The organism is Duganella rivi, assembly GCF_009857435.1.
In the GTDB taxonomy this organism is placed as follows: Bacteria; Pseudomonadota; Gammaproteobacteria; order Burkholderiales; family Burkholderiaceae_D; genus Rugamonas; species Rugamonas rivi.
Genome location: NZ_WWCK01000004.1, coordinates 344,401 through 368,916, shown reverse-complemented (window position 1 = coordinate 368,916; position 24,516 = coordinate 344,401). Strand labels below are relative to the sequence as shown.

Genomic DNA, 24,516 nt, shown 5'->3' with positions numbered 1-24,516 from the left:
CGCCCAGCTTGCTTGAAACGCCTCAGCAGAGGCATAAGATGGAGTGCATGGAGACCCAAACTACATCGACGGAAGAAATGCCGCGAACCTTGCTGGTTCGCACTGCCGTATTGCAGGCTGGGAACGAGGCGCTGGCTGCATCCTTGGCTGCTGCAGTGACGGATCTGCGCGACAGGCAAGTCGCCATGCAGGAATCTTTCAATGCGCTTCAGGTAGAAACGGCCGGCATCAAAGCTGTGGCGGCTCACCATGCTACCAACGCCGATGTTGAACGCGTCCGCTCGGAACTCTACAAAGCGCTGGAAGCGCAAACATGGCGCATGTTCGTTTGGTTGACGGCGGTCTGCTCAGGGCTCACTGCCGCTGTCTACTATATCGCGCGCAACGTCCACTAATCACAACTGATGTTCCAGCATGAGGCGCAACGTTGCTTGCGTTGGCGTTAGGCGGATGCGTTGCATGGTGCCGGTGGTGTCGTTGTAGGCGTAGGTTTCGGTGGCCTGATGGCGCAGCAGGTTGCTGGCCGAGAGGCGCAACTGCGTTTTGCTGCTTATCTTCCACAGGGCATATAGATCTAGTTCGCGTTTCGGGCTGGCGCTGGTCAGCACTTGCGCGGACTGACGCGATGGCCCGGCGGCTTGGTAGTTCAAGTTGCCGCCGACGGTGAACTGCGACCAGCGATAATCCAGGCCGATGTTGGCGGTGGCCGGCGTTTGCGATTCCAGACGATTGTCCGGGCCCGGCACATTGTCTACGCGCGACCAGTTGCGCGACAGGTTGACGCGTAGGTCCAGCGCTTTTGTCAGCGGCAGCTTGGCTTCCAACTCCACGCCGTGCGCGCTGGCGTTGCCTTCATTGAACGGCGCTTCTACCCACACGCCATCCTGCTGGAACAGGCGCGATTGCGTCACGTCGCGGATGCGGCGCAAGTAGGTACTGATGCTGACCAGCGCACCTTCGCCCAGATAGTGTTCATAGGCCGCATCCATTCCCCAAGCCAGTTCCGGCCGCAGATGCGGATTGCCCTGTTCATCGGGATTGGTGGGGTTATTGTTGTTGTCATTGGTGTAGCGGCGCGGCACCAGCTTGACCAGCGGCGGCGCCTTGTAGGTGCGGCTGACCGCCAGCCGTAGCACATCTTTATTCGCCAACTCGTAGCGCGATTGCAGCGATGGGCTCCACACCGACGAAGTGCTGTGCAGCGCATCTGGCGCATTGGCGGCATTGGCGCGGCTGGCCGTGTCGAGCCGTTCGTGGCGCAGGCCGAGGTAGAGCGAATACTGCTTGGTTACCTGCCATTCATCCTGCGCAAACAGCGCGAGGCGATTGACGTTGGCGCTGTAGTCGGCGCTGTTGGCGCCTGTTAGCTTGCCGTCGGCGTCGAACAGCGTTTCCTTGCGGTCTTCGCTGCGCACGGCGTGGCTGGCGTCCCAGCCCAGCGCAATCGCGTGCTTTTCCCCGATCGGATGGCGATAGGTGCCAGTGCTGGTGATGGTGTTTTCTACCGGGCCGGACTCGACGTGATGGCGGCCTAGCGGCTTGCCGTCGGCATCGCGGCCATGGAAATCGAAGGTGCCGGTGCGGCGGTTGGTGGCTGCGCCCAGTTTTATTTCCACCTTGGCGCCTTCGGCCAGCAAGTGCGTCCAATGCAGATCGCTGCGCAGCATGATGAAGTTGGCGACGAAGTTGGCATCGTTGCGCGGGTACTCACTGTGTTCCCCGATCAGCGCCGTTTCGTCGGCGCGGGCAAGATTGTCCACGCGGCGCAGGTAGGCGAAGCTTTGCCAACTAAGCGTGTCGCCGCCGGCCAGCTTCCAGTTCAGGCGCGGCGTGATGGTGAGGGCGTCGGTGCGGCCAGATTCGTTTTGTGGCGTGTAGCGCAGCAGCGTGGTTGCGCCGCTGGTGTCGCGCTGTTCCTGCCAGTCGGCGAAGGGCTTTTCGGTGCGCTTGCGTATCAGCGTAGCGGCGAGGCTGTAGGAGTAAGCATCGCTTTGATCCGAGAGTTGTGCGCTAAGGGCTGGCGTGTTGATGCCGCCCTGTCGCGCTACGCTGGCGCTAAGTGAGCGCTGCTTACGCGTGGTGGCTTTTTTCAAAATGATGTTGATCGCGCCAGCCACCGCCTGGTTGCTCAGTTCCGCCGTGGCGCTGCGCAGGACTTCGATGCGCTCAATGGTCTCAGGCGCGATGGAATCCAGCGAGAAGCCAGCGGCTACAGGCTCGCCGTTGAGCAGAATTTGCGTATAGCCGTTGCCAAGGCCGCGCATTTGAATCGCGCCGGTGGCGGAGATGCTTACGCCGGGCAGGCGCTTGAGCACATCGGCCAGCGCTTGGTCGCCTTGTCTCACGATGTCGGCGTGGTTGATGACGATGCTGGTGGTGGTTTCGCGCTGGCGCAGATCGGTGCGCGCACCGGTGATTTGCACTTGCTGCGGCTCCGGCGTTTCGGAAGCGTAGGCGCAAGCGGAGACCGCCAGCAGCAGGCTGCTGGTGATTTTGTGCGGCGTCATGGATTATCCCTTTTGCTGGCGGCGGACTCGGAGTGCGCGCGGTGTGGCGTAGGCCTCCAGGTTGTCGAACCTGGAGGCGGGGTCGATGAGGCGGCCGTTCTGCCGCACTTCGAGGTGCAGGTGCGGGCCGGTGGCGAAGCCGGTTTCGCCGACCGCGCCGATGAGCTGTCCAGCGGCGACGCGTTGGCCGGGGACGACATTCACGCTGTTCAGGTGCGCGTACAGCGATTGCTCGGCGCCGTGGTCGATGATGACGACGTTGCCGTAGCGGCCGTCGTTTTCCGCGATTTGGCCGGCAGCGATGATGGTGCCGCCAGCGCTGGCGTGGACTGCGGTTCCTTTGGCGCCACCGAAGTCGATGCCCTTATGAGGCGTCGGCAAGATGCTGCGTTTGATGCCGAAGAAGCTAGTAACGCGGACATTGTCCAGCGGTGCGCGCCATGCGGCTGGCGGCGTGGCGACGGCCGTGGGGGCCTGCACGATCTTCGCGTTGTCTGGATCGCTAAAAGCCAGCGCCGGTTGCAGCATCGCGCCCAGTGCCAGTATCGCTGTCAGCGCGGCGGACACGAGCCAGGTAGCGGCTGCGCTCAATGCTGGCAAGCCGTCTTGCTGCATGTGGTGGATGCGCGCGGTGATGGTCGCACCACCGCCGAAGGCCGCTGCGCCGGCTGGCATGATCGTGGTCCATTGCTGGAGCAGGGCGGCGGCATATTGTTTGCGCTGTTGCTGCGGACGGCCGGAGAGCACGTGCTGGTCGCAGCTCAGTTCCAGCGCCCATGCCATTTGCTTTGTCATCCAGCGCAGGGCGGGATTGAACCAGAAAATCGTCTGCAAGATGGCGGCGATGGCAAGGCATAGCGGGTCGCGGGCGCGCCAGTGATGGAGTTCGTGGGAGATGATCATTTGCTGCTGTTCGCGGGAGAGCGCGTCCAAGCGGGCTGGCAGCAGCAGGCGAGGGCGCACGACGCCGATCAGCATCGGCGAGATAGCGGCATCGGTGCGCAGCACAGTGAGGCGGCGTTGGCGAATCTCACGCAGTTGGTCTTCAGTGAAAGCGATATGGCCTTGCAGCGCTTGCGGCGACAGGCGCTCGGCGGCCGCCAGCAGCCCGCGCCACCAGCGGCGGGCGCGCAGCTGCTTGATAATCGCCCACGCCAGGCCGGCCACGTAGACGAACAGCCAAAGCGCCGCTAGCAAGGGCACGATGTCGGCAGATCCATGTGGTTCGACGATGTCAATTTCTGGAGCAGCCTCGATCTCCCTCGCCTCGGCGACAGCTCCGGAGGTGGGCGACGTAGCCGGCGCCGCGATGGTGAATTGCGCGGCGCTGCTTGAGTGCGGGAGGAAGGGCAGCAGGGCGGAGCAGGCGGAAACGATTAGTCCTGCCAGCCAAACGGCGCGGCGTGTCCGCAGCGCTGGCCAGAGCCGCGAGCCGCCATCCAGCAGCAGCCACGCCAACAGGCCCGCCACCGCGCAGCCGGCGCAAGCCAGCAGCCACTGGAGCGACAGCAGAGACACCGCCGCCATCACGCCTGATCCTCCGGCCAGTCTTGCAGCATCTGCTCCAGCTGCGCCAACTCCTGCTGATCCACCAGGCGGCTGCCGGTGAACATGGTCACCGGCAGTGGCGCATCGATCTCCATCACGCGCCGGCCGAAATCATGCGCAAACGCCGCCAGCGTGCCGACCTTTTCCAGCTTCGCGCTGTAGACATTTACCCCATGCACTACCTGCACCGCCACCATCTGCTTTTCCAGCATGCGATCCAGCGTCTTGCGGGTGGACGAAAACGACCAATCCAGCTCGCCGGCAGCACCATCATGAATCTCGCGCGCACTCAGCGGCTGCTGTTTCCACAGCACTTTCAGCAAACTCAGCTCCGTAATCGACGGAATCGACGGAATCACCATGACACTTTCCTTTATGCGACTAACGTAACCAGTATGCGACACTTGTCGCATGCACGTCAAGCCAATGTATATCATTTTGTAACATTGCTTTGAATAAATTCTAAATCTGCTACGATGAATTTTTTGCTAATTAGCAAGATGGCACATTAGGAAAGCGGCGGCGTGTAACAGCGAGGCGCTATACAATGCCAGTGGCCGCAGCTATCCCAGCCGCAGCCACCATTGCATTGGAACCGAATATGTATTACGGAGAGCGCTTCAACAGCATCACGCACACCGTCGGCGCTGCGCTGGCTGCTGTCGGCGGCACGCTGCTGATCGTCCAGGCGGCCCGCAGCGGCGACGCCTGGAAAATTGTCAGCTGCAGCATCTACGCCGCCACCTTACTGGCGTTGTACCTGATCTCCACGCTGTATCACAGCTTGCGTGGACGCGCCAAGGACGTGCTGCGGCAGCTCGACTACTGCGCCATCTACCTGCTGATCGCCGGCAGCTACACGCCGTTCACGCTGGTCAGCCTGCGTGGGCCTTGGGGCTGGAGCTTGTTCGGCGTGGTTTGGGGACTAGCCGTCATCGGCATCGTGCAGGAGCTTTTGTTTGCCAAGGGCGCGCGCGTGCTGTCGCTGCTGATCTACGTGGCGATGGGGTGGGTAGGCGTGATCGGCGCCAGCCCGCTGATCGACGCGCTGGGCTGGAACGGCTTTATGTGGCTGGCGGTCGGCGGCTTGGTGTACACACTGGGCATCGCCTTCTTCATCACCGACCACAAATGGCGCTACGGTCACGGCGTATGGCATTTGTTTGTACTGGGCGGCAGCGCATGCCATTTCGGCGCGGTGCTGCTCTACGTGGCGTAAGGATGGAACACCCGTGGAAATCAACTCGGACGATTTAAAAACCTTCATCACCGTGATCGACAGCGGCACCTTGAGCGCCGCCTCGGTTCACCTCGGGCAGACCACGTCGGGCGTGAGCCGCGCGCTGTCTCGCCTGGAGGACAAGCTGGCCACCTCGCTGCTGACGCGCACCACCCGCCGCATGGAGCTGACCGAGGAAGGCCACCTGTTCCTCGAAAAAGCCCGCGCCATCCTGGGTGCGATGGAGGAGGCGGAAGAAACCATTCGCATCCGCCGCCAAAAGCCGTCCGGCCGCTTGTGCGTGGACGCGGCCTCGCCGTTCATGCTTCATTGCGTGGTGCCGCACGTGGCCGAATTTCGCGCCATGTACCCGGACATTCGCCTTGAGTTAAGCAGCAACGACCAAATCGCCGATCTGATCGAGCACCGCACCGACATCGCCATCCGCATCGGCGCCCTGAGCGACTCTACCCTGCACGCACGGCCGCTGACCTCCAGCCCCTTGTACGTGCTGGCCAGCCCGGAATATCTCGCGCAGCATGGCACGCCGCAAACGCCGGAAGATTTGACCCGGCATTCGCTGCTCGGCTTCGTGCAATATGAACTGGGCAACCAATGGCCGCTGCGTCACACCACCGGCAACAGCCTGCCGATTACGCCGTCGATTTCCGCCTCCAGCGGCGAGACTTTGCGTCAACTGGCGCTGTCCGGGCAGGGCATCGTCTGCCTGGCGGACTTCATGACGCGCGACGATATCGAAGCCGGGCGCCTGGTGAAAGTGCTGGAAGCCGACTACACCGGCTATCGCCAGCAAATCCACGCGGTCTACTACCGCAACACCCAGCTGGCCCAACGGATCAGCTGTTTCCTCGAGTTTTTGCAGCAAAAACTCTGATCTGTGCAGTGTGCGGGGCCGTACAGTGTGGCCTGCGTTGCGGGGCTACACTGGAATCACTCGATAACGATGTAGCCGCCAACTGGAGGTCATCATGACGCACACTACGCACCCTTCGAAGTATCTCGTCCGGGCCTATCTTGAGCGCCGCTCGCATGAAGTAAAGCCGCCGCCAACCCCGGAAGAGATCCGCCGCCAGCTAGGGTGGGGCTTGACCTCCTTCGATCAAAAAGTCAGCAACGGTCGTAACTGACCGCCATTTCCCTGCCGGCGAAGGAATCCCTTCGCCGTTCACCGGCTGTTTTCCGCCGTTCACCGAATAGCGGTTTCGCCGCCAGCCGTTCCCCGGTATTGTTACATCCATACCGAATTGGGGGACTAAAATGAACGTCGAAACTGCATACCGCTGGCGCACGCAACTCGTCTGGGGCCTCGCACTGATCGCCGTCGGCACCGCCGTGCTGCTGGAACGCGCAGACCTGCTGGAACTGGACATCAACTGGGCACAGGCCTGGCGCTATTGGCCTTGGCTTCTGGTCATCAGCGGCGTCACCAAAATTATTCCACCGACTACGCCGCGCTACTTCCTCAATGGCTGCTGGGAGATTTTCTTCGCCGGCTGGTGGTACGTCTCGTTCAATCGCATCTGGGGCTGGGGCTTCGGCGAAACGTGGCCGGCGCTGCTGGTAGCGTGGGGCGTCGGCCTGCTGCTGCGCCCACTGCTGGACAATATCTTCGCATCGATCAAGGAGCAAGCATGAAAACCCGCCGTGACCGCAATCCTGCCACGCAGATGTTTATCGGCCTTTTCGTCATCGGCTTGGGCATGCTATTCCTGCTCGATAATCTGGGCTGGCTGGATCTTGATCTGCGAGTGCATATTCTGCCGACCGTTCTGATAGGCGCCGGCATCTTGAAAGTGCTGCAAACCCGCACCCAGTCCGGCATCGTGATTGGCGGCGTGATGATCGCGGCCGGCAGCTTGATCATGCTGAAGGAGATCGGCTTGATCGACATCGGCTGGCGCACCCTGTGGCCGTTGCTGCTGATCGCCGCCGGCGTGGCAGTGGTGGTGAAGTCGACCGTCAACCGCAACTTGCAGGTACAGCAGCAGCTCGGCCCATTGGATAAATCCGAAGCCGATGCGCAGATCAACTACACCGCCATCATGGGCGGCTTCAAGCACCGCATCACTACGCAGGATTTCCGCGGCGGCGAAATCACCGCCATCATGGGCGGCTGCGACCTCGATCTGCGCCAGTCGTCGATCAATGGCGACGCAGTGCTGAACGTGTTCGTTCTGTGCGGCGGCATCACCATCAAAGTGCCGATCGATTGGACGGTGGTGTATGAAGGTACGCCGATCATGGGCGGCTTCGATGAAAAGACCGTGCCGCAGGCCGGCGTAGGCTCCAGCAAGCGCCTGATCATTCGAGGCTACGTCATCATGGGCGGCATGGAAGTGCGCAACTGATGCAGGAGATTTCCTCCACCCGCCGAGGCACAGTCATCTATCTGCTGGTATGGCTGTTCCTCGGTTGTGCGTTGGGCGGCGTGATTTCGCTGGCGAGCGAAACGCCGCTGGCCAATGCCTTGCTGTTCGCGATTCCGATGAACTTGTGGTTCGCATTTGCGGCGGGCTACTCGGCCTACTACTTGTGCCGGGCCTACCCGTTGGGAACACGCGGCGCGATGCCGACGGCGCTGGTGCTGATCGTGGCGTCGCTGGTGCTGGGTTTTTTGTGGCTGATTATCGGGAATCTGTGGAACGCCGTGTGCCTGCTGCTGGAGACTTCGTGGAGCGGCATCGTCATCACGCCGCAATTGTCGATGCTGATCGTGGTGCTGGGCGTGCTGCTGTATGGCTTTGCGGTGGCGCTGCACTATCTGGTGATTGAATTCGTCCGCGCCAAGAGCGCCGAGCAGCGCGAGCTGGAATCGCTGCTGATGGCGCAGGAGGCCGAGCTGCGCATGCTGCGCACGCAGATCGATCCGCATTTCCTGTTCAACAGCCTGAATTCCATCAGCGCGTTGACGTCCATGGATCCGAAGGCGGCGCGCCGCATGACCCTGGAACTGGCGAGCTTCTTCCGCCAAAGCCTCGGCATGGAGGCGCACAAGAAGGTGACCTTGGGCGAAGAGATGGTGCTGATACGGCATTTTCTCGCCATCGAGCAGGTGCGCTTTGGCGATCGTTTAAAAGTGGAAGAGGACATCGGCGAGGAAGCGGCGCAATGCCTGGTGCCGCCGATGATTATCCAGCCGCTGGTGGAAAACGCCGTCAAGCACGGCATCTGCAATATGCCGGAAGGCGGTACGATACGAATCACGGCCCACCGTGCCGGTTCGATACTGCAAATCGGCGTGGCCAACCCGGTGGACGAGGACATGTCGTCGATCCGCAGTGAAGGTCACGGCATAGGATTGACCAACGTGCGCCAGCGTTTATCCGGCGCTTACAAACACGAAGCCGGCATCCAATGGGGACGGCGCGACAACAGCTTTGGCGTGGACATCACGATGCCCGCGCAAACGAGCGAACAAGGGGATTGAGGTATGCGTATCATCATCGTGGACGATGAAATGCTGGCGCGCGGCGTGGTGCGCGAATACTTGTCCGAGCATGCGGACGTGGAAGTGGTGGCCGAATGCGCCAACGGTTTCGAGGCGGTGAAAGCGATTACCGAGCTGTCGCCGGATTTGGTGTTCCTGGATATCCAGATGCCCAAGCTCGATGGCTTTGAGGTGGCGGAACTGGCGGGCAGCAAGACGCGCTATATCTTCGCCACGGCGTTCGATCAATATGCGATCAAGGCGTTTGAATTCCACGCGCTGGATTATTTGCTCAAGCCTTTTAGCCAGCAGCGTTTCGATCAAGCGCTGGCGCATGCGCGCGCCAATCTCGGCGCCGGCGGCGAGGCGGTGGAGAAAATGGTGCGGGAGGCGTCGGGTCGTAACAAGCCGCTGGGCCGCGTGCTGATACGCGACGGCGCCAAGGTTCACGTCATCAACGCCGACAAGATTGAGTACGTGGAAGCGCAGGACGACTACGTGCAGATACGCTCGGAGGGCAAGTCTTATCTGAAGAATCAGCGCATGACGGAGCTGGAGGAGCAGCTGGATGCAGAGCAGTTCCTGCGCATTCATCGCTCCTACATCGTCAACATTGCGTTTGTGGATCGCATCGAGCAGGCCACCAAGGACAGTCACGTCGCGGTGCTGAAGGATGGCAGCCGTGCGCCGATCAGCCGCAGCGGCTATCAGAAGATACGCGCGGTGATTCAGTAATGCTGCACGAGGAATTTGCGCCGCCTGCGGAACTGCAAGAGGCCGTCAAGTGCTTCTGGTACAACCGCTGGGACTTTGGTGCAGAGCCTTCAAGCTTTGAGGTAATGCCGGACGGTTACGCGGAAATCGTTTTTTGCTTCGGCAGCGTGGCGCGCGATAGCGTGGCGATGCCATCTCCGTTCATGATGGGATTACTGAATCAGCCGGTGACTTTCACTGCAGCGGGCCGGCTAGAGATCATCGGCATTCGCTGCTATCCGTGGACGGTGTTCGATCTGCTTGGCCTGCCGTCCGGGAAGCACGGTGTGCACACGTTTGAACATCCGATTGCGCAGTTGCAGCCCGTGTTGGCGCGCTGCGTGCAGGCTGGCGATATCAACTCGGCGCTGGACGAGTTACGCCGCTACTTCCTGCAAGCGCGCTCGCGACTTGCCGTCGACAGCATGTTGTTCAAGGCAGGGGAGGCGATGCGCAAGGCGAACGGCGCGATGCCGGTGAGCGAAGTCGCTGCGGCGGCGCATGCCACGGTGCGCACGCTGGAGCGCAAGTTCAAGCAGTCGTCCGGGCACACGGTGAAAGATGTTTCGGGCTTGATGCGCTTCGAGCAGGTGCGCAATCGCTTGTGGCATGCGCCGCACACCAATCTGGCGGCGTTGGCGCAGGAGCTGGGCTACACCGATCAATCGCATTTGAGCCGCGAGTTTAAGCGTTACAGCGGCGCTACTCCTGCCGCATTCGCCCGCACGGCCCGCGCAAGCAGCAAGGATTTTGTCGCATTTGTACAAGCCGCGCCGGGAGCCACGCCCTAGACTGCGGGGCATGAATACATCACATCACGTTATCGTTGCAGGCGCCGGGCCGGTTGGCCTGCTCCTCGCTTGCGAGCTGGCGCTGGCCGGCTGCTCTGTCCTCACCCTTGAGAAGGCGGAAGATCCGCACTCGCCGTTGAAGCAGCTGCCGTTTGGGATACGCGGACTTTCCGCGCCGTCGATAGAGGTGCTGCATCGTCGCGGCTTGCTGGATCAAATGGAAGTGCCCAAGCGCTTGCAGAACCCCTTCACGGGCAAGCGCACCAGGCAGGCCGGCCACTTCGCAGGCATCCCCTTTGAGTTTGACAATATCGATATGTCACGCTGGCCGACGGATTTGCCACTGAGCCTATTGTCCGAGATGGCTGAACTGGAAGCCGTGCTGACACGCCGCGCCCTGGAGCTGGGCGTGGAGATCCGGCGCGGTGCGGGCATCACCGGCTTCGAACAAGACAGCGATGGCGTGACCGTGTACGCCGCGGGACAGAGCGCGCGTGCGGGCTGGCTAGTTGGCTGCGACGGCGGGCGCAGCGTGGTGCGCAAGCAGGGCGGATTTGAATTCGCCGGCACCGAGCCTGAATTCACCGGCTACTCGGCCAAGGTCGACTTTCTCGACGCGGACTTGTTGGCGCCCGGTCGCGTGGTCACTGAGCGCGGCATGTACTTCCAATCGCAGCCGGGCTATCTGAACTTACAGGACTTTGACGACGGCGCCTTCCACCAAACCGGCGCGCCGGTCACGCGAGAACATCTGCAAGCAGTCCTGCGCCGCATCTCCGGCATCGAAGTGACCATCGCCGCACTGCACGTCGCCACCACGTGGACTGACCGCGCGCGGCAAGCCACGCAATACCGTAATGGACGCATCCTGCTGGCCGGCGACGCCGCGCACATCCACGCGCCGCTGGGCGGCCAAGGTCTCAACCTCGGCATCGGCGACGCCATGAATCTTGGCTGGAAGCTGGCCGCCACCATTCACGGTGAAGCGCCTGCCGATCTACTGGACAGCTACCACGCCGAGCGCCACACCATCGGCGCAAAAGTGCTGGACTGGTCGCGCGCCCAAGTCGCCGTGATGCGGCCAACGCCCGAAGGGCGCGCCCTCAACGCCATCTTCCGCGACCTAATGAACACCCGCGACGGCGCTACCTATTTTGCCGGTCGCGTATGGGGCGTGGACGAGCTTACTGGTTAGCGCGGTGACCGTAGCTGAGGGCGCGCGTGACTTGCCATGCGCCTTCGCGGAGCCGCCAGACGAGAGTGAATTCGGCGATCCCCTCGCACTTGTTGCTAGCGAATTGGCAGAAAGTGTGCGAGCCGGTGGCGATGGCGCCGAAGTCCTTCACGGGAACCACCTTGAGGCTGCCGGCCACCAGCTCGCGCCGGAAGTGGCCGCAGACATTCTTCTGCGTGCTGGCGATCATCGCGTCGCGCGTCCACGTTACGCCGCCATTGTCGTGGTAGAACTCGATGTTGGGATCGAAGTAGCTCGCGTACTTGTCCAACTGGCCCGGCTGGTCGCAGTGATTGAAGGCGTTGAACATTTCGGTATCCAGCTTGGCGATGGTGGCGCTGAGCGCCGCGTCGTTTGCCTGCGCGGTTCCTGCCAACACACACAACAAGATGCTGCTCCATTTTTTCATGACCGGCCTCCAGGTGGTTGCGATGAACAGGTATCTTACGCGATTTCGATGCGCCACCAGTTAGGCATGAGCTCCTGGATCTCGGGGCGGGCGAAGCGGTCGTCGATCAAATATACAGTGCCTTTGTCGGACTGCGTGCGGATCACACGGCCCGCTGCCTGCACCACTTTCTGCATGCCGGGATAGGTATAGGTGTAGTCGTAGCCTGCGCCGAAGATGGTCTCCATGCGCTGGCGGATTTGCTCGTTGACGGGATTGATTTGCGGGAGACCCAGCGTGGCGACGAAGGCGCCGATCAGGCGCGCGCCCGGCAAGTCCACGCCTTCGCCAAACGAGCCGCCGAGTACAGCGAAGCCGATACCTTCGCTGTCAAGCGTAAAGCGGTCGAGGAATTGCGTGCGTTCCGCTTCGTCCATGCGGCGCGATTGACGCCACGTTGGCACGTCGGGATGCAGTTCGCTGAATTGGTTGGCCGCCTTTTCCATGTAATCGAAACTGCTGAAGAAGGCGAGGTAGTTGCCGCGCTGTTGCGCGTACTGCTTGCCCATCAAGTCTGCGATGGGACGCAGAGATTGCTGGCGATGCTGGTAGCGCGTGGAGATGTGCTTCGCCACTTGCACCGATAACTGCTCCGCCACGAATGGCGATTCCACGTCGACCCAGGCCGTGGTCTCCGGCATGCCGAGCATATCGCCGAAGTAGTTCCATGGACTGAGCGTGGCCGAAAACAGCGCCGTGGTGTGTGTGCTTTCAAAGCGCGGCTTCAGGTACGGGGCCGGCACGATGTTGCGGATGCAGAGCACGGAGTTGCTATTGGCGGCGCGCGCGCCCGGCGTTTTCTCGATATCGAACAGCGCGTGGTCGCCGAAGCTCTCCGCCAGGCGCGCGAACATCAACGCGTTGAAGTAGAAGTTTTGTAGATCCGGCTCGACGTAGCTCGGGTGATCGGCCATGTAATCGGAGATGGCGGTGGATGCGGTCTGCAACGCGCCCATGAATTTTTCCGGCAGTTCAGCGTACGACTGGTACTCGGACGCCTGGTCTTTCTCCAGCTGGTTCCATTGCTTGTGCACGCGATCCAATGGTTTTTTCAATTCGTCGGGGACGATTTTGCGCAGCAGGCGCAGGCTGTCGTGCTCCATGTCGGCGGAGTACATTTTGCGCGCGCGGGAGACCATGTTGTGCGCTTCGTCCACCAGCACGTTGACCTTCCAGTCGTTGAGCTGCGTAAGGCTGTGCAGCATGGCGCTGATGTCGAAGTAGTAGTTGTAGTCGCCGATGACGATGTCGCACCAGCGCGCCAATTCGCTGCTCAAGTAGTATGGGCAGACGTTGTGGGCGAGGGCGATGGCGCGCAGCGTATCGCGATCCAGTGCCGGCGGCGCGCTGCCATTGGGCGACGGCGCCATGATGGCCAGCGCCGACTCGCGCGCGGCAGGCAGGCGGTCGTAGAAGCCTTTCGCCAGCGGGCAGGAGTCGCCGTGGCAGGCCTTGTCCGGGTTGACGCAGGCGGTACTTTTAGCCGCTAGTTCCAGCGTGCGTAACGGCAGCAGCGGCGCGCCTTCGCGGATCAAGTCCACCGCATCCAGCGCCATTTGCCGGCCCGAGGTCTTCGCGGCGAGGAAGAAGATCTTGTCGACGCCATGTTCGGCGCTGGCCTTCAGCATCGGGAACAGGCTGCCGACGGTTTTGCCGATGCCTGTCGGAGCTTGCGCCAGCAAACAAACCTTACGATTGCTGGCGCGGTACATGGCTTCCGCCAATTGACGCTGGCCTGGACGGAAATCGCCGTAGGGGAAGCGCATCGCCTTGAGCTGTTGGTCGCGTTCCGCGCGGTGCGCCATTTCCTGCTGCGCCCATTGCAGGAATAGGCCGCACTGCTGTTCGAAGTAGGCTTGCAGATCGGCCGCCGTGTAATCTTCATGCAGCACGGTTTCCTTCTGGCTGCCGATGTCGAAGTAGACTAGCGCGAGGCGGATCTTTGCCAGTCCTTGATCCTTGCACAGCAAGTGGCCGTAGATTTTGACCTGCGCCCAGTGCAGCGCGCGCTGATTGTCCGGCATCTTCTTCAAATCGCCGCGATAGGTCTTGATTTCTTCGAGGCGGTTGGCGTGGATGTCGTAGCCGTCCGCGCGGCCGCGCACGTGCAGCGGGCCGAAGTCGCCGGAGAGTGCGATCTCGGTTTGGTAATCGTCATCGCGGCGCGAAGTCACCACACCGTGGCCGGCGATGCCTTCCTGCGCGGTGGGCGAGGGCGTGAAGCGCAGATCGAGGTCGCCAGTCTTGGCGGTGAACTCGCACAGGGCGCGCACGGCAACGGTGTAGCGGGCGGACTGCGTCATGCCGCCCACTGCAAGTAGCAGACCGAGATCGGCATCTGGTGCGCGGCGCAGTATTCGATCCAGCGCAGCTGGTTGTCCTGCAAGCGGTCGCCCGGGCCTTTTACTTCGATCATGTTGTAGCGGCGTTCCGCCGGCCAGAACTGAATCAGGTCGGGGAAGCCGCTGCGGTTGGATTTGATGTCGAGCAGGATGCGCTCAAATGCGCGCTTCAGGTGCAGCGGTGGAATGCAGTCCAGCGCCATCTCCAGCAGTTCCTCGCTAATCGCTTCCCAGTACAGGAACGGCGACTGGATGCCGAACTTGGCGGCGTAGTTGGCGCGGATGGTGGCGCGGTAGGCATCGCTGTCCAGCTGCGTGAAGGCCTCCGCAAACTGCTGCGCGCGGCGGCGCAGGAAGTCGGCGCTGTGCAAATCAGCCGGGCCGCGATGATACGGATGGAAGAACGCACCCGGTATCGGCGAGAACACCGCGTCCCAGCACAGCAGGCCAAACAGGGAATTCATCAGCGAGTTCTCGACGTAGTAGACCGGCGCGTCGTCGCTGTGCAAATGGTCGCGCACCACGAATTCGACGTAGTAGTCTTCCTGCGGCGGCGGCAGATTCAGGTCGATGCGCTCGGCCTGCGCCAGCGTCACCGGCGGCGGTTTGGCGTGACCGAGCTTGCGCGCAAGGCGCGGCGCCATGCGCAGCAACTGCTGGCGTTCGGCCTCGCTCTCCGGCGCTTGCATGGCGGTTTGCAGCAAGTCGAAAGCCTCGCGCGGCTGCTGGTTTTTTTCCAGCACACGGATGGCGCGGGCGCGGGCGCCGGGGTAATCGCAATCAGCATACAGCGCGTAGGCGGCTGGCCAGTCGGCCTGCTTCTCCACGTGCTGGGCGATGGTGAACAGCAGCTTGTTGCGGCGGCTGCGCAGCCATTCGTTGTCGGGCGCGCAGGGCGGCAGGTCGGCGATGACGACGGCCACGTCCTCGCCTTCGGCAAAGCGCTCGTGGCATTGGTGGATGGCGAGGAAATCGTCGATATCGCGGCGGCTGCGGAAACCGCGCGCGGCCGGCGAGAACTCGACCTTTTCGTACTGATAGATGCCCAGGTCGGACAGCACGAAATCAGTCCAGTCCTGGTAGTAATTGCCGAAGAAGATCAGGCGCAGGCGGTCGCACAGTTCCTGCGTGAGATTGCGGTAGACGTGATCGCCGGAGTTGGCGTACCAGCCGGAGAAGCGGCGCTCGGCGTCGTATTCTTCGCGCAGGGCTTCAAGCTGCTCGGCCTTGCGCAAGTGCTTGACGTGCGTGGCCAGCTTGAAGACCTTGGCGATTTCCGGTTTTTGCAGCAGATCGAACAGGGCGTCCAGACCAAGCTGCGGATCTTCCTCGATGAAGCGCAATTCGGCCAGTGGACGCGCCGCCTCATGCGTGCTGCCGATTTCGGCGTAGACCAATTTACTGGCGCGAAACACGGTGCCTTTGCGCATCACCATGCGCACGAACAGCGCGCGCGAGGGCTGGGGCAGCGTGGGGAAGGTGGTGAGGAAATGCCGCTCGTCGGCGGTCAGCAGATCATCGTAGCGTTCGCTGATCCACGCCAGTACCCGGTGAAAATTCTCCAGGTAGTAGAACGGATTTTCAAGGACTTTGATCATTGCAGCGGGGACGAACGGCGATTAACTGTATTTATGTACAGTGTATCGCGTTCGCCCCCGCCGGTACAGCAAAATATTCGGGGTCAGTTCTGCCTTTGGTACATGAGTCCGTGTGCGATTGGCAGAACTGACCCCGGATTTTATTTCTTGGCTTTGGCCGGTTTGGCTGGCGCGGCGGTGGTGACCAAGGCATTGGCTTTGGCGATTTCCGCTTCTACTGCCTGCACGGCTTGCTTGGTGGCCTTGGTCACTTGCTCGTAGCCGGCAAAGGCGTTGTCGATCGCGGTTTTGACGATCTGCACGGCGTTTTCCGAGCCGGGACGCACGTTCTTGGTGACGTCGTAGATCAGCGCGCTCAGGTTGCTCTTGGCTTCGGCCACGTGGGCGTCGGCGGCGCGGGTGAATTCTTCGCGGATCTCGGCAATGATGTCGCCCAGTTGCTGCTGGTAGACGGCGGCATTCGCTACGCCCGGCTGGATTTGGTCGGCGGCCAGCTTGATCGCGGCTTTCGGATCCTGCGCCTGGCTGATTTCCTTGCCGGCGGCCAGGCCGTCTTCAAGGTGCGATTTGGCGGTGGAGAGGTTGAGAGCGATCACTTGCTCGACGCCCTGCACGGTCTTGCTGGTCAGGGTGTTGAAGGTTTCAAGCTGGAATTCAAACAGCGCCTTGGTGGCATTGGCAAATTGTTCTGGGTTCGTAAACATACAGTCTCCTCATGATTAGTGTGGGATGCAGCTTGTAGCAACTCCGGTCGAACTTTTTGTGATTTGATTATCTAACAACAATTAACTTCTCGCAACGGGCATCGCGAAATGGCCCGTAGGCCTTGGTCCAGCCAGGCCCCAGCGGTGTTTGCGAGCAGACGAACGCGCCATCAATCTTGCTGCGCCACTTCCACCAGGGCGCCGGCTCTGCCGCCAGCGAACCACAGCAGGAGGCCAGCGCGAACAGCAGGATGGCTTTTGGTTTGAACTTTTTCATATCTCACATCAGTTGTTGCGCGCAGACGCGATTGCGGCCGCTGTTTTTCGCAGCGTACAACAAATCGTCGGCGGCCGCGATCATGTTGACGTGGGCTTCGTGGGTGGAGGTGGCGAAGTCGACACTGGCCACGCCGAAACTGGCGGTGACGTGGATCTGCTGGCCGTCGTGCTCGACCGGGGTGTCAGCCAGCGTTTGGCGCAGGCGCTCGGCCAGCAGCTCGCCGCCAGCCAGGTCGGTTTCCGGCAGGATCAGCAGAAATTCCTCGCCGCCGTAGCGCACCACGCTGTCGATGCTGTCGCGCGTCATCGATTGCAGCAGGGCGGCAAAGCGTTGCAGCACCGCGTCGCCGCCGTAGTGGCCGTAGGTGTCGTTGACGGCCTTGAAGTGGTCGAGGTCGCTCATGATGACGGTCAGGCTCAGCCGGTAGCGCTGGGCGCGCGAGATTTCCGTTTCCAGCAATTGCTCGTGCAGGTGGCGCCGGTTGTAGCAGCCGGTCAGCGGATCGCGCACCGACAGGTTTTTCAGCACCATCTGGGCGCTGTATTCTTCGCGCCACAGGATTTGGTAGCGCCGCGCCGCCACGTAGCCGAACAGGTTGGTCAAGCCCAGCAGCGCTGCCATGGTCAACAGTTCCATCGTTTGCAGGGCGCCCAGCCACCACGCCAGCAGCACGAACATCGCGGTCGACAGCGCGCCGATGGCGACGGCGTAGATCAGCCGGTTCGGGATGTAGATGTACAGCACGATGATGACGATGGACATTGAGATCGCGTGCAGCGAGAACTCGGTCGGCCGCAGCGCCGCGATCAGCAGGAAGCCGGCCGTGCCGGCCACTTCGACAATGTTGGCCGCCACCCGCGTGAACGGAATCGAGTCCGGGCGGCGCTTGAGGAGCGCCAGGCAGGTCAGCACCACGGCCGCCACGGCAATGCGCGCGCCGACCAGCAAGCAGGTTTTCAGTTCGTAGCCGACCCAGATCAGGTCGGTCGCCGCAAAGCACAGGTAGAACAGGGCGCAGAACAGGAAGGTCACGCGCAACTGCGCCTGCGTCATCGCCAGGTGGTGACGCAGGAACTCGGTCTCGGTCGTGGCGTCGCAGAACTCGCAGCGCAGCGGCGCTACTTTAATTGTCCTGGACGGAACGGGATTGGATGGCATGGTCGCGTGTCTCCGCTGTAAGCCGGCTGCTTGCCGGTCTGATACCGGCAATTATACGACTGCAACAATTGCGGAGTGGAAAAAACTTCATGGCGGGCTACACGGGCGCCACTTTCGGCAGGCGCACCATGAAGCTGGTGCCTTGGCCCGGCGTGCTGGCCGCCTCGATCCGGCCGCCCAGCACGCCGGTCACGATGTTGTGTGTGATATACAAACCGAGCCCGGAGCCGCCCGCGCCGCGCCGGGTGGTAAAGAAGGGATCGTAAATGCGCGGCAGGTTGTCAGCCGGAATGCCGGCGCCGGTGTCGCTCAGCGTGATGGCGATTTCGCCGTTGCCGCTGTCGTGGGCCGACAGGGTGATGCTGCCTTGGCCGTGCGCGCGGCCGCCAAAGCCGTGCACCAGGCTGTTCTCGATCAGGTTGTGCAGCGCTTGCGTGAGGGGGCCGGGGTAGCTGTCCATTTCCAGCCAGTGTTCGACGTCTTCGACCAGATCCAGTTCACGCTGGCGCACCTCGCCCTGCACTGACTCCAGCAGCGCCGCCACCACGTCCCCGAGCACAAAGCGGCTGCGCTGGCTGTCGCCGCCATCGACCGCGATGCGCTTGAAGCCGGCCACCAGCGCGGCGGCGCGGTTGAGGTTGCGCAGCACCACTTCATCGGCGGCGGCGGCCTCGTCCAGGTAGGCTTGCAGCACCGAGCGCCGCAGGCCGCTTTCCAGATCGTGACGCAGTTCGGCGGTGCGTTCGCTCATGCTGCCGGCCATGGTCAGGCTGTTGCCGATCGGCGTGCTCAGTTCATGCGCCACGCCGGCCACCAGCGCGCCCAGCGCGGCCAGCTTGTCGCGCCGGACTAACTCCTCTTGCGTCATGCTGAGATTGTCCAGCGCGGTGGTCAGTTCTTCGTTGACGTGCTCGGCTTCTTCCTTGGCGTGCTGGAGTTCGGCGGTGCGGGCCGCGACCAGTTCTTCCAGATGCTCGCGGTGGCGCTGCAGCTCTTCCTCGCGGTGCGTGCTGGCGATGGCGATGCCGGCCAGGTGCGTGGCGGCGTGGATCAGGCGGCGATCATCGTCGTTAGGCTCGCGCTCTTCGCGGTAGTACATGGCAAACGAGCCCAGCACTTTATCCTTGTCCTGCAAGATCGGCATCGACCAGCAGGCGCGCAGGCCGTAATGAAGGGCGGCATTGCGGTAGGGCGTCCACAGCGGATCGTTGAGGATGTCGCTGACGATCACGGTTTGCTTGCGGTACATGGCAGTGCCGCAGGAACCGGCCGCCGGGCCGATCGGCAGGCCGTTGAGGGCGTTCATGTAATCGGGCGGCATGCTGGGGCCGGCGACGCTTTGCACGGTCACGCCGTCGGGATTGAGCAGCATCACGGTGCAGTAGCCGCCGTCCAGCTGGGCCTCGATCAGGCGCACCAGCTTGTCGAGCGTCTCCTGCATCGGCGCGCCGCGCGCGATCATTTCCAGCAGCGCGTTTTTGCCGTCGCGCAGTTCGGCCGCCAGCTTGCGGGCGGTGACGTCGACAATGCGCACGTGCATTAACCGGTGTGCCTGCGTGGTCAGCGGCACCATGCGCAATTCGCACGCAAGGGCGCGGCCGGAGCTGTGCAGCATCTCCAGTTCGAATAGCTGCACCTCGCCCGACATCACTTGCTCGAGATCGGCGGCAAACACGTTTTGGCTGGGCTGGCCGCCCGGCTGCACCGGCGGGCATAGCGACAGCAAATCGGTTTGCAGCAGTTCGGTCTCGGTCATGCCGAACAGCTGGCGCGTGCGGCGGTTGACGTCGAGGATGCGGTTGCTGCCGCGCTGGATCAGCAGGATGGCGTCCGGCGAACCGGCCAGCATGGTGTGGTAATTGACTTCCAGCGTCGCCATGGTCGGCATGCCGGCCAGTACCGGCGCGGGCGAAATGGCATGCAGGTAGAGCAGGATTTTTTCCGCCATATCGTCGATGGGGAAACTCATCGGCAGGTAGGCGGCGGCCCCGGCTTCATTGGCGCGTGCGCGTTCTTCCTCGCTCGGGTGGGTGGACAGCAGGAATACCGGCAGCGGCCGGTCGCTGGCTTTTTGCAAGCGATGGCAGAGCTCAAGGCTGGCGCTGCCGGCCAGCGCCACGTCCAGCAAAGCCAGCACCACATTGCCCTGGCGCGCTACGCCCAGCGCCTCGTCGCCGCGGGTGACGGCGTGAACCTTTAAATGATGGCGGGCCAGCATGCGTCGGAGCGCGGCGGCGTCATATGCCGCGCTGGCGGCAATCAGGATGGTGTGCGGCTGATCAGGAGAGAACGGCGGCATCTGGTTTTGGTCTATTGCGGCTCCGCAGGGCGGCGTGGAAACCAGTGTATTACAAGATCGCCGCGCGCGGCCAGTTTATGCCGCCTTGCGCGTGTACTCCTCTTGCGCTTGTTGGATCAGTGGGAAATTCTCCTCGATCCAGTCGACCAGCACCTCCAGCCGTTCGGCGGCTTGGCGGCCCAGCGGCGTCAGGCTGTACTCGACATGCGGCGGCACTACCTGATGGGCCACGCGCAACACCAGGCCGTCGTGGGCGAGGGCGTCCAGCGTTTGCGCCAGCATCTTCTCGCTGACGCCGCCGACGGCGCGGCGCAGTTCGCTGAAGCGGTGCGTACGTTCCAGCAGCATCACCAGCACCAGCACGCCCCAGCGGCTGGTGATGTGGCCGAGCACGGCGCGCGATGGACAGTCGGCGGCCATTACCTGGGCGCGCTGGGGATCTTGATTCATCGCCTGGATGGTTTGGCGCAGGGATTTGCTGGTCATGGTGGGCTCTCCGGTGGTACTTACTAAAATGTGCGTACTTACAATTCGTAAGTATAGCCGATATCATGCTCCCATCAATTTTTCAACGGAGGATTCCATGATTGTCGTAACCGCTGCAACCGGCCAACTGGGCCGTCTCGTGATTGCCAACCTGCTCAAAACCACCCCGGCGGCGCAGATCGTCGCTGCCGTGCGCGATCCGGCCAAGGCGGCCGATCTGGCGGCGCAAGGCGTGCAGGTTCGCCGTGCTGACTACACTGATCCGGCCTCGCTGGATGCGGCCTTCCAGGGTGCAAGCAAGGTGTTGCTGATTTCGTCGAATGACCTGGGCAAGCGCGTGGCGCAGCACCGCAATGCGATTGACGCGGCTGCCCGCGCGAAAGTGGGCTTGCTGGCTTACACCAGCGTGCTGCATGCGGATCGCTCGACGCTGGGCTTGGCGGGCGAGCACCGCGAGACGGAAGAGGCGGTGCGGGCTTCGGGCGTGCCGTTTAGTTTCTTGCGTAATGGCTGGTACGTAGAGAATCACACCGTCAGCTTGGGCGGCGCGGTGGCGCATGGCGCCTTGGTTGGCGCGGCGGGCGAGGGGCGCATCTCGGCGGCAGCGCGTGCCGAGTATGCTGAGGCGGCGGCCGTGGTGCTGAGCGCTGCTGGTCCGGTGGAGCAGGTGTACGAGTTGGCCGGCGACACCGGCTTCACGCTTGCGGAACTGGCGGCGGAAGTCTCGCGTCAAACCGGTAAAACCATCCCGTTCCACAATCTGCCGCAGCAAGAGTACCGTGAACTGCTGGTGAATGTTGGCCTGCCAGCCGCGCTGGCCGACCTGATCGCCGACTCCGATGCCCAGGCCGCCAAAGGCGCGCTGTTCGATGACAGCCGCACCCTGAGCAAGCTGATCGGCCACCCAACCATCTCGCTGGAAGCCGCTGTGAAAGCCGCGCTGTAAGCAGAAATGAAAAAAGCCTCCCGAAGGAGGCTTTTTGCGGAATTCTTGGTGCCCACGGAGGGACTCGAACCCCCACACCTTGCGGCACATGGACCTGAACCATGCGCGTCTACCAATTCCGCCACGTGGGCATTTGTAACATCAACAGTCATCAGCGCTTGGTGCCCACGAAGGGACTCGAACCCCTACACCTTGCGGCACATGGACCTGAACCATGCGCGTCTACCAATTCCGCCACGTGGGCGCTGATACTGTCTCGCTACTTTCTGCTGCGTTGTTCTGCAACAGAAGGCACGCATCTTAAAGGCCGATCGCGCACCCGTCAATAGCAAATTGCTGCTTTTGTGAAATTATTTCTGCGACATCAATTCGGGGTCAGCTCTGTCATTTGGACAGCGGTAGACCATATTTGAGAAATATCAAAGGAAGTCGCAAAATTTCGACATCGCCAATCGCGATTTGCGGATGTGGTTGGTGATTAAAATACTGGAGCAGGTATTGATATTTCGCAGATGTCTTGCCTGACTGTCCAAATGACAGAGCTGACCCTGAATGGGCTGGAAAACAAAAAAGCCTCCCGAAGGAGGCTTTTTCGCGGAATTTTTGGTGCCCACGGAGGGACTCGAACCCCCACACCTTGCGGCACATGGACCTGAACCATGCGCGTCTACCAATTCCGCCACGTGGGCATTTTTACTTCTCTCTGCTGCGTTGTTCGCGTCAGAGGCCAGCATTTTACGGGGATTGGTTGTTTTCTGCAAGTATTTTTCTGCTTGCATGTTCCATGCGAGTTTCGTAAGCTTAATCCTGTCATTTCAACAATGCCGGAGATGGGAAATGGAAATGATTAGCAGCTGGTTCAACAGCGAAGGCTTTATGCCGCACGGCCATTGTTTTCTGTGGATCCCGTCCATTCTGTGGACGAGCGTGATTTCCGACGCCTTGATCGCACTAGCCTACCTCAGCATCCCCGTCAGCCTGATTTATTTCATCCGCAAGCGCCGCGATATGCCGTTTGACTGGATGTTCATCGCCTTCGGCGTGTTCATTCTCGCTTGCGGCGCTACCCACGTGGTTGATATCTGGGTGGTGTGGAGGCCGGATTACGTGCTGTCGGTATCGCTCAAGGCGATCACTGCCGCCGCCTCGGTGGTGACTGCCATCGCCATGATCCGCCTGATTCCAATTGCGCTGCGCATCCCCAGTCCGGCGCAGCTGGCCGCCGTCAACGCCGAACTGCAAAAAGCTAACGACGATTTGCGCGCCGCCATGGAGCGTGCCGAGGTTGCCAACCGCGCCAAGAGCGCCTTCCTCGCCTCGATGAGCCACGAGCTGCGTACGCCGCTCAACGCCATCCTCGGCTACACGCAAATCCTCAAGCGCGATAAGGCGCTGACGGTGCCGCAGCAAACGGGTCTCAGCACCATTCAGCAGGGTGGTCAGCACTTGCTGGCGCTGATAAACGACGTGCTCGATTTGTCACGCGTGGATGCCGGCAAGATGGAGTTTCATCCCAAGCCGGTGCGGCTGGGCGATTTGCTGTCGGTGGTGGCCGACATCATGCGTGTGCGTGCCGAGCAAAAGCATTTGCAGTTTGAGCTGGAGTTGGCGGAGGGCTTGCCGCAAGCCGTTAGTGTGGATGAGACCCGCTTGCGCCAGGTGCTGCTTAACTTGCTGGGCAATGCCCTCAAATTCACTGACCGCGGTGCGGTGCGTCTACGGGTGGCGCCGCTGCCGGCTGAGCAAGGGCAGGGCGCTGATGTGGCGCGGCTGCGCTTTGAAGTTATTGATGAGGGCATCGGCATCGAGGCGGATCAGCAAGAGGTTATTTTCCGTCCGTTTGAGCAAGTCGGCGACGCCTCGCGCCGCGCCGGCGGCACCGGCCTCGGCCTCGCCATTAGCAGGCAGCTAGTGCAATTGATGGGCGGCGTGCTGCAAGTGGAAAGTGCGCCGGGCAAGGGGAGCCGCTTTTGGTTCGATGTGCCGCTGAAAGTAGTGAGCGTGCCAGGCGCAAAAGTATCGAGTGAGCATATCGCCACAGGTTACGTCGGTCCGCGCAAGACGATTTTGGTGGTGGATGACGTGGCTACCAATCGCGCGCTGCTGCGCGATCTATTGGGTTCGCTCGGCTTCCGCACGGTGGAGGCGGAAAGTGGCTCGTCGGCGCTGATGCAAACCCAGGCCATTCGGCCCGACATGGTGTTGCTGGATATGGTGATGCCTGATATGGATGGCATCGAAACCACGCGCCGCTTGCGTGCAGATGCGCGCACTGCGGATACGCCGGTATTGATGATTTCCGCCAGCTCCACGCCGGAAGAGGAGGAGCGTTCGCTGGGGGTTGGCGCCAACGCCTTCCTGGCTAAACCAGTCAACGAAAACGATCTGCTGAGGGAAATTGGCGCCCATCTGAAATTGGAATGGACAGAATGAAAAAAGCCGCCCGAGGGCGGCTTTTTTTGCGGAATTCTGTGGTGCCCACGGAGGGACTCGAACCCCCACACCTTGCGGCACATGGACCTGAACCATGCGCGTCTACCAATTCCGCCACGTGGGCACTGATGCTTCTCAACAACTCTGCTATTATATCGACCGGGAGAGTTTTGCGCCAGATGAACTTTTACATTCCTTGCTGCACATCAACCCTGTCTAGCAGTTCTCGCTGCTTGCGCTGCGAGAGACCAGAATTATAGAGGATTCCTTGGCGAAGTCAAATGCCTTCCAAAAATTATTTCGCTGCCACCGCTGGCAGCGT

At 61.7% G+C, this 24,516-nt stretch carries 23 protein-coding genes and 4 tRNA genes; 12 read left to right on the top strand and 15 right to left on the bottom strand.

The annotated features are described in order from the left end of the window. Nucleotides 1-47: 47 nt before the first annotated feature. Nucleotides 48-395 (top strand): hypothetical protein, encoded by a 348-nt coding sequence (locus GTP45_RS14145; RefSeq protein WP_161014520.1) that lies wholly within the window; start codon nucleotides 48-50, stop codon nucleotides 393-395. On the opposite strand, the gene GTP45_RS14140 is transcribed toward GTP45_RS14145, so the two are convergent. Genes GTP45_RS14140 through GTP45_RS14130 form a run of 3 tightly spaced genes read right to left on the bottom strand, consistent with a single transcriptional unit; the run spans nucleotide 396 to nucleotide 4,417 of the window. Further along, complete coding sequence (locus GTP45_RS14140) at nucleotides 396-2,507, bottom strand: TonB-dependent receptor plug domain-containing protein (RefSeq protein ID WP_161014519.1); 2,112 nt, start codon at nucleotides 2,505-2,507, stop codon at nucleotides 396-398. It lies immediately after the preceding gene. A gap of 3 nt (nucleotides 2,508-2,510) precedes the next feature. Further along, a complete protein-coding gene (locus GTP45_RS14135; protein WP_161014518.1) occupies nucleotides 2,511-4,034 on the bottom strand; it encodes a M23/M56 family metallopeptidase in 1,524 nt (507 codons plus the stop codon). Next, nucleotides 4,034-4,417 carry a BlaI/MecI/CopY family transcriptional regulator gene (locus GTP45_RS14130; protein WP_161014517.1) on the bottom strand — a complete coding sequence of 128 codons (384 nt, stop codon included), beginning with the start codon at nucleotides 4,415-4,417 and terminating at the stop codon, nucleotides 4,034-4,036. Before GTP45_RS14130 ends, GTP45_RS14135 begins: the two co-directional genes overlap by 1 nt. Before the next feature lie 239 nt (nucleotides 4,418-4,656). On the opposite strand from GTP45_RS14130, the gene trhA reads away from it, so the two are divergent. From trhA to GTP45_RS14090, 9 genes are all read left to right on the top strand, one after another. After that, entirely contained in the window at nucleotides 4,657-5,274 is a 618-nt protein-coding gene (gene trhA / locus GTP45_RS14125; RefSeq protein WP_161014884.1) for a PAQR family membrane homeostasis protein TrhA, read from the top strand. A gap of 13 nt (nucleotides 5,275-5,287) precedes the next feature. Next, the gene (locus GTP45_RS14120) at nucleotides 5,288-6,169 is read left to right on the top strand and encodes a LysR substrate-binding domain-containing protein (protein ID WP_161014516.1); all 882 of its coding nucleotides are present in this window, start codon (nucleotides 5,288-5,290) and stop codon (nucleotides 6,167-6,169) included. Between the two features lie 94 nt (nucleotides 6,170-6,263). Then, nucleotides 6,264-6,422, top strand: a complete 159-nt coding sequence (locus tag GTP45_RS27955) for a hypothetical protein (protein ID WP_166454627.1) — start codon at nucleotides 6,264-6,266, stop codon at nucleotides 6,420-6,422. 130 nt (nucleotides 6,423-6,552) lie between these two features. After that, complete coding sequence (locus GTP45_RS14115; protein ID WP_161014515.1) at nucleotides 6,553-6,930, top strand: LiaF transmembrane domain-containing protein; 378 nt, start codon at nucleotides 6,553-6,555, stop codon at nucleotides 6,928-6,930. Beyond that, complete coding sequence (locus GTP45_RS14110) at nucleotides 6,927-7,643, top strand: LiaI-LiaF-like domain-containing protein (protein WP_161014514.1); 717 nt, start codon at nucleotides 6,927-6,929, stop codon at nucleotides 7,641-7,643. Before GTP45_RS14115 ends, GTP45_RS14110 begins: the two co-directional genes overlap by 4 nt. Next, nucleotides 7,643-8,722, top strand: coding sequence for a sensor histidine kinase (locus GTP45_RS14105; RefSeq protein WP_161014513.1), 1,080 nt, complete (start codon nucleotides 7,643-7,645; stop codon nucleotides 8,720-8,722). The genes GTP45_RS14110 and GTP45_RS14105 overlap by 1 nt, the downstream gene beginning before the upstream one ends. A gap of 3 nt (nucleotides 8,723-8,725) precedes the next feature. Then, nucleotides 8,726-9,457: a LytR/AlgR family response regulator transcription factor gene (locus tag GTP45_RS14100; protein ID WP_161014512.1), complete on the top strand. Its 732-nt coding sequence runs from the start codon at nucleotides 8,726-8,728 to the stop codon at nucleotides 9,455-9,457. Then, a complete protein-coding gene (locus GTP45_RS14095; RefSeq protein ID WP_161014511.1) occupies nucleotides 9,457-10,266 on the top strand; it encodes a helix-turn-helix domain-containing protein in 810 nt (269 codons plus the stop codon). The genes GTP45_RS14100 and GTP45_RS14095 overlap by 1 nt, the downstream gene beginning before the upstream one ends. A gap of 10 nt (nucleotides 10,267-10,276) precedes the next feature. Then, entirely contained in the window at nucleotides 10,277-11,461 is a 1,185-nt protein-coding gene (locus tag GTP45_RS14090; RefSeq protein WP_161014510.1) for an FAD-dependent monooxygenase, read from the top strand. On the opposite strand, the gene GTP45_RS14085 is transcribed toward GTP45_RS14090, so the two are convergent. The 8 genes from GTP45_RS14085 to GTP45_RS14050 form a co-directional block, all read right to left on the bottom strand. Next, complete coding sequence (locus tag GTP45_RS14085) at nucleotides 11,451-11,909, bottom strand: nuclear transport factor 2 family protein (protein ID WP_161014509.1); 459 nt, start codon at nucleotides 11,907-11,909, stop codon at nucleotides 11,451-11,453. The two genes, GTP45_RS14090 and GTP45_RS14085, sit on opposite strands and share 11 nt — an antisense overlap. 35 nt (nucleotides 11,910-11,944) lie before the next feature. Beyond that, complete coding sequence (locus GTP45_RS14080; RefSeq protein ID WP_161014508.1) at nucleotides 11,945-14,251, bottom strand: ATP-dependent DNA helicase; 2,307 nt, start codon at nucleotides 14,249-14,251, stop codon at nucleotides 11,945-11,947. Continuing rightward, nucleotides 14,248-15,888 carry a VRR-NUC domain-containing protein gene (locus GTP45_RS14075; RefSeq protein ID WP_161014507.1) on the bottom strand — a complete coding sequence of 547 codons (1,641 nt, stop codon included), beginning with the start codon at nucleotides 15,886-15,888 and terminating at the stop codon, nucleotides 14,248-14,250. The genes GTP45_RS14080 and GTP45_RS14075 overlap by 4 nt, the downstream gene beginning before the upstream one ends. Before the next feature lie 140 nt (nucleotides 15,889-16,028). Beyond that, nucleotides 16,029-16,592: a phasin family protein gene (locus GTP45_RS14070; protein WP_161014506.1), complete on the bottom strand. Its 564-nt coding sequence runs from the start codon at nucleotides 16,590-16,592 to the stop codon at nucleotides 16,029-16,031. Nucleotides 16,593-16,659: 67 nt separating this feature from the next. Next, nucleotides 16,660-16,869, bottom strand: coding sequence for a hypothetical protein (locus GTP45_RS14065; RefSeq protein WP_161014505.1), 210 nt, complete (start codon nucleotides 16,867-16,869; stop codon nucleotides 16,660-16,662). A 3-nt stretch (nucleotides 16,870-16,872) separates the two neighbouring features. Then, nucleotides 16,873-18,030, bottom strand: a complete 1,158-nt coding sequence (locus tag GTP45_RS14060; RefSeq protein WP_166454626.1) for a GGDEF domain-containing protein — start codon at nucleotides 18,028-18,030, stop codon at nucleotides 16,873-16,875. Between the two features lie 97 nt (nucleotides 18,031-18,127). Further along, on the bottom strand, nucleotides 18,128-20,329 hold the full coding sequence (locus tag GTP45_RS14055) for an ATP-binding protein (RefSeq protein ID WP_161014504.1): 2,202 nt from the start codon (nucleotides 20,327-20,329) through the stop codon (nucleotides 18,128-18,130). A 75-nt stretch (nucleotides 20,330-20,404) separates the two neighbouring features. Further along, nucleotides 20,405-20,815 carry a winged helix-turn-helix transcriptional regulator gene (locus GTP45_RS14050; protein ID WP_161014503.1) on the bottom strand — a complete coding sequence of 137 codons (411 nt, stop codon included), beginning with the start codon at nucleotides 20,813-20,815 and terminating at the stop codon, nucleotides 20,405-20,407. A 97-nt stretch (nucleotides 20,816-20,912) separates the two neighbouring features. Here GTP45_RS14050 and GTP45_RS14045 point away from each other — a divergent pair, with 97 nt between their 5' ends. Next, nucleotides 20,913-21,761: an SDR family oxidoreductase gene (locus GTP45_RS14045; protein ID WP_161014502.1), complete on the top strand. Its 849-nt coding sequence runs from the start codon at nucleotides 20,913-20,915 to the stop codon at nucleotides 21,759-21,761. 46 nt (nucleotides 21,762-21,807) lie between these two features. On the opposite strand, the gene GTP45_RS14040 is transcribed toward GTP45_RS14045, so the two are convergent. The 3 genes from GTP45_RS14040 to GTP45_RS14030 form a co-directional block, all read right to left on the bottom strand. Then, a tRNA-Leu gene (locus tag GTP45_RS14040) sits at nucleotides 21,808-21,892 on the bottom strand. A gap of 28 nt (nucleotides 21,893-21,920) precedes the next feature. Continuing rightward, a tRNA-Leu gene (locus tag GTP45_RS14035) sits at nucleotides 21,921-22,005 on the bottom strand. 360 nt (nucleotides 22,006-22,365) lie between these two features. Next, nucleotides 22,366-22,450, bottom strand: a tRNA-Leu gene (locus GTP45_RS14030). Between the two features lie 148 nt (nucleotides 22,451-22,598). Here GTP45_RS14030 and GTP45_RS14025 point away from each other — a divergent pair. Continuing rightward, entirely contained in the window at nucleotides 22,599-24,194 is a 1,596-nt protein-coding gene (locus tag GTP45_RS14025; RefSeq protein WP_161014501.1) for an ATP-binding protein, read from the top strand. A 39-nt stretch (nucleotides 24,195-24,233) separates the two neighbouring features. Here the strand turns inward: GTP45_RS14025 and GTP45_RS14020 are convergent. After that, nucleotides 24,234-24,318, bottom strand: a tRNA-Leu gene (locus GTP45_RS14020). Nucleotides 24,319-24,516: the final 198 nt, after the last annotated feature.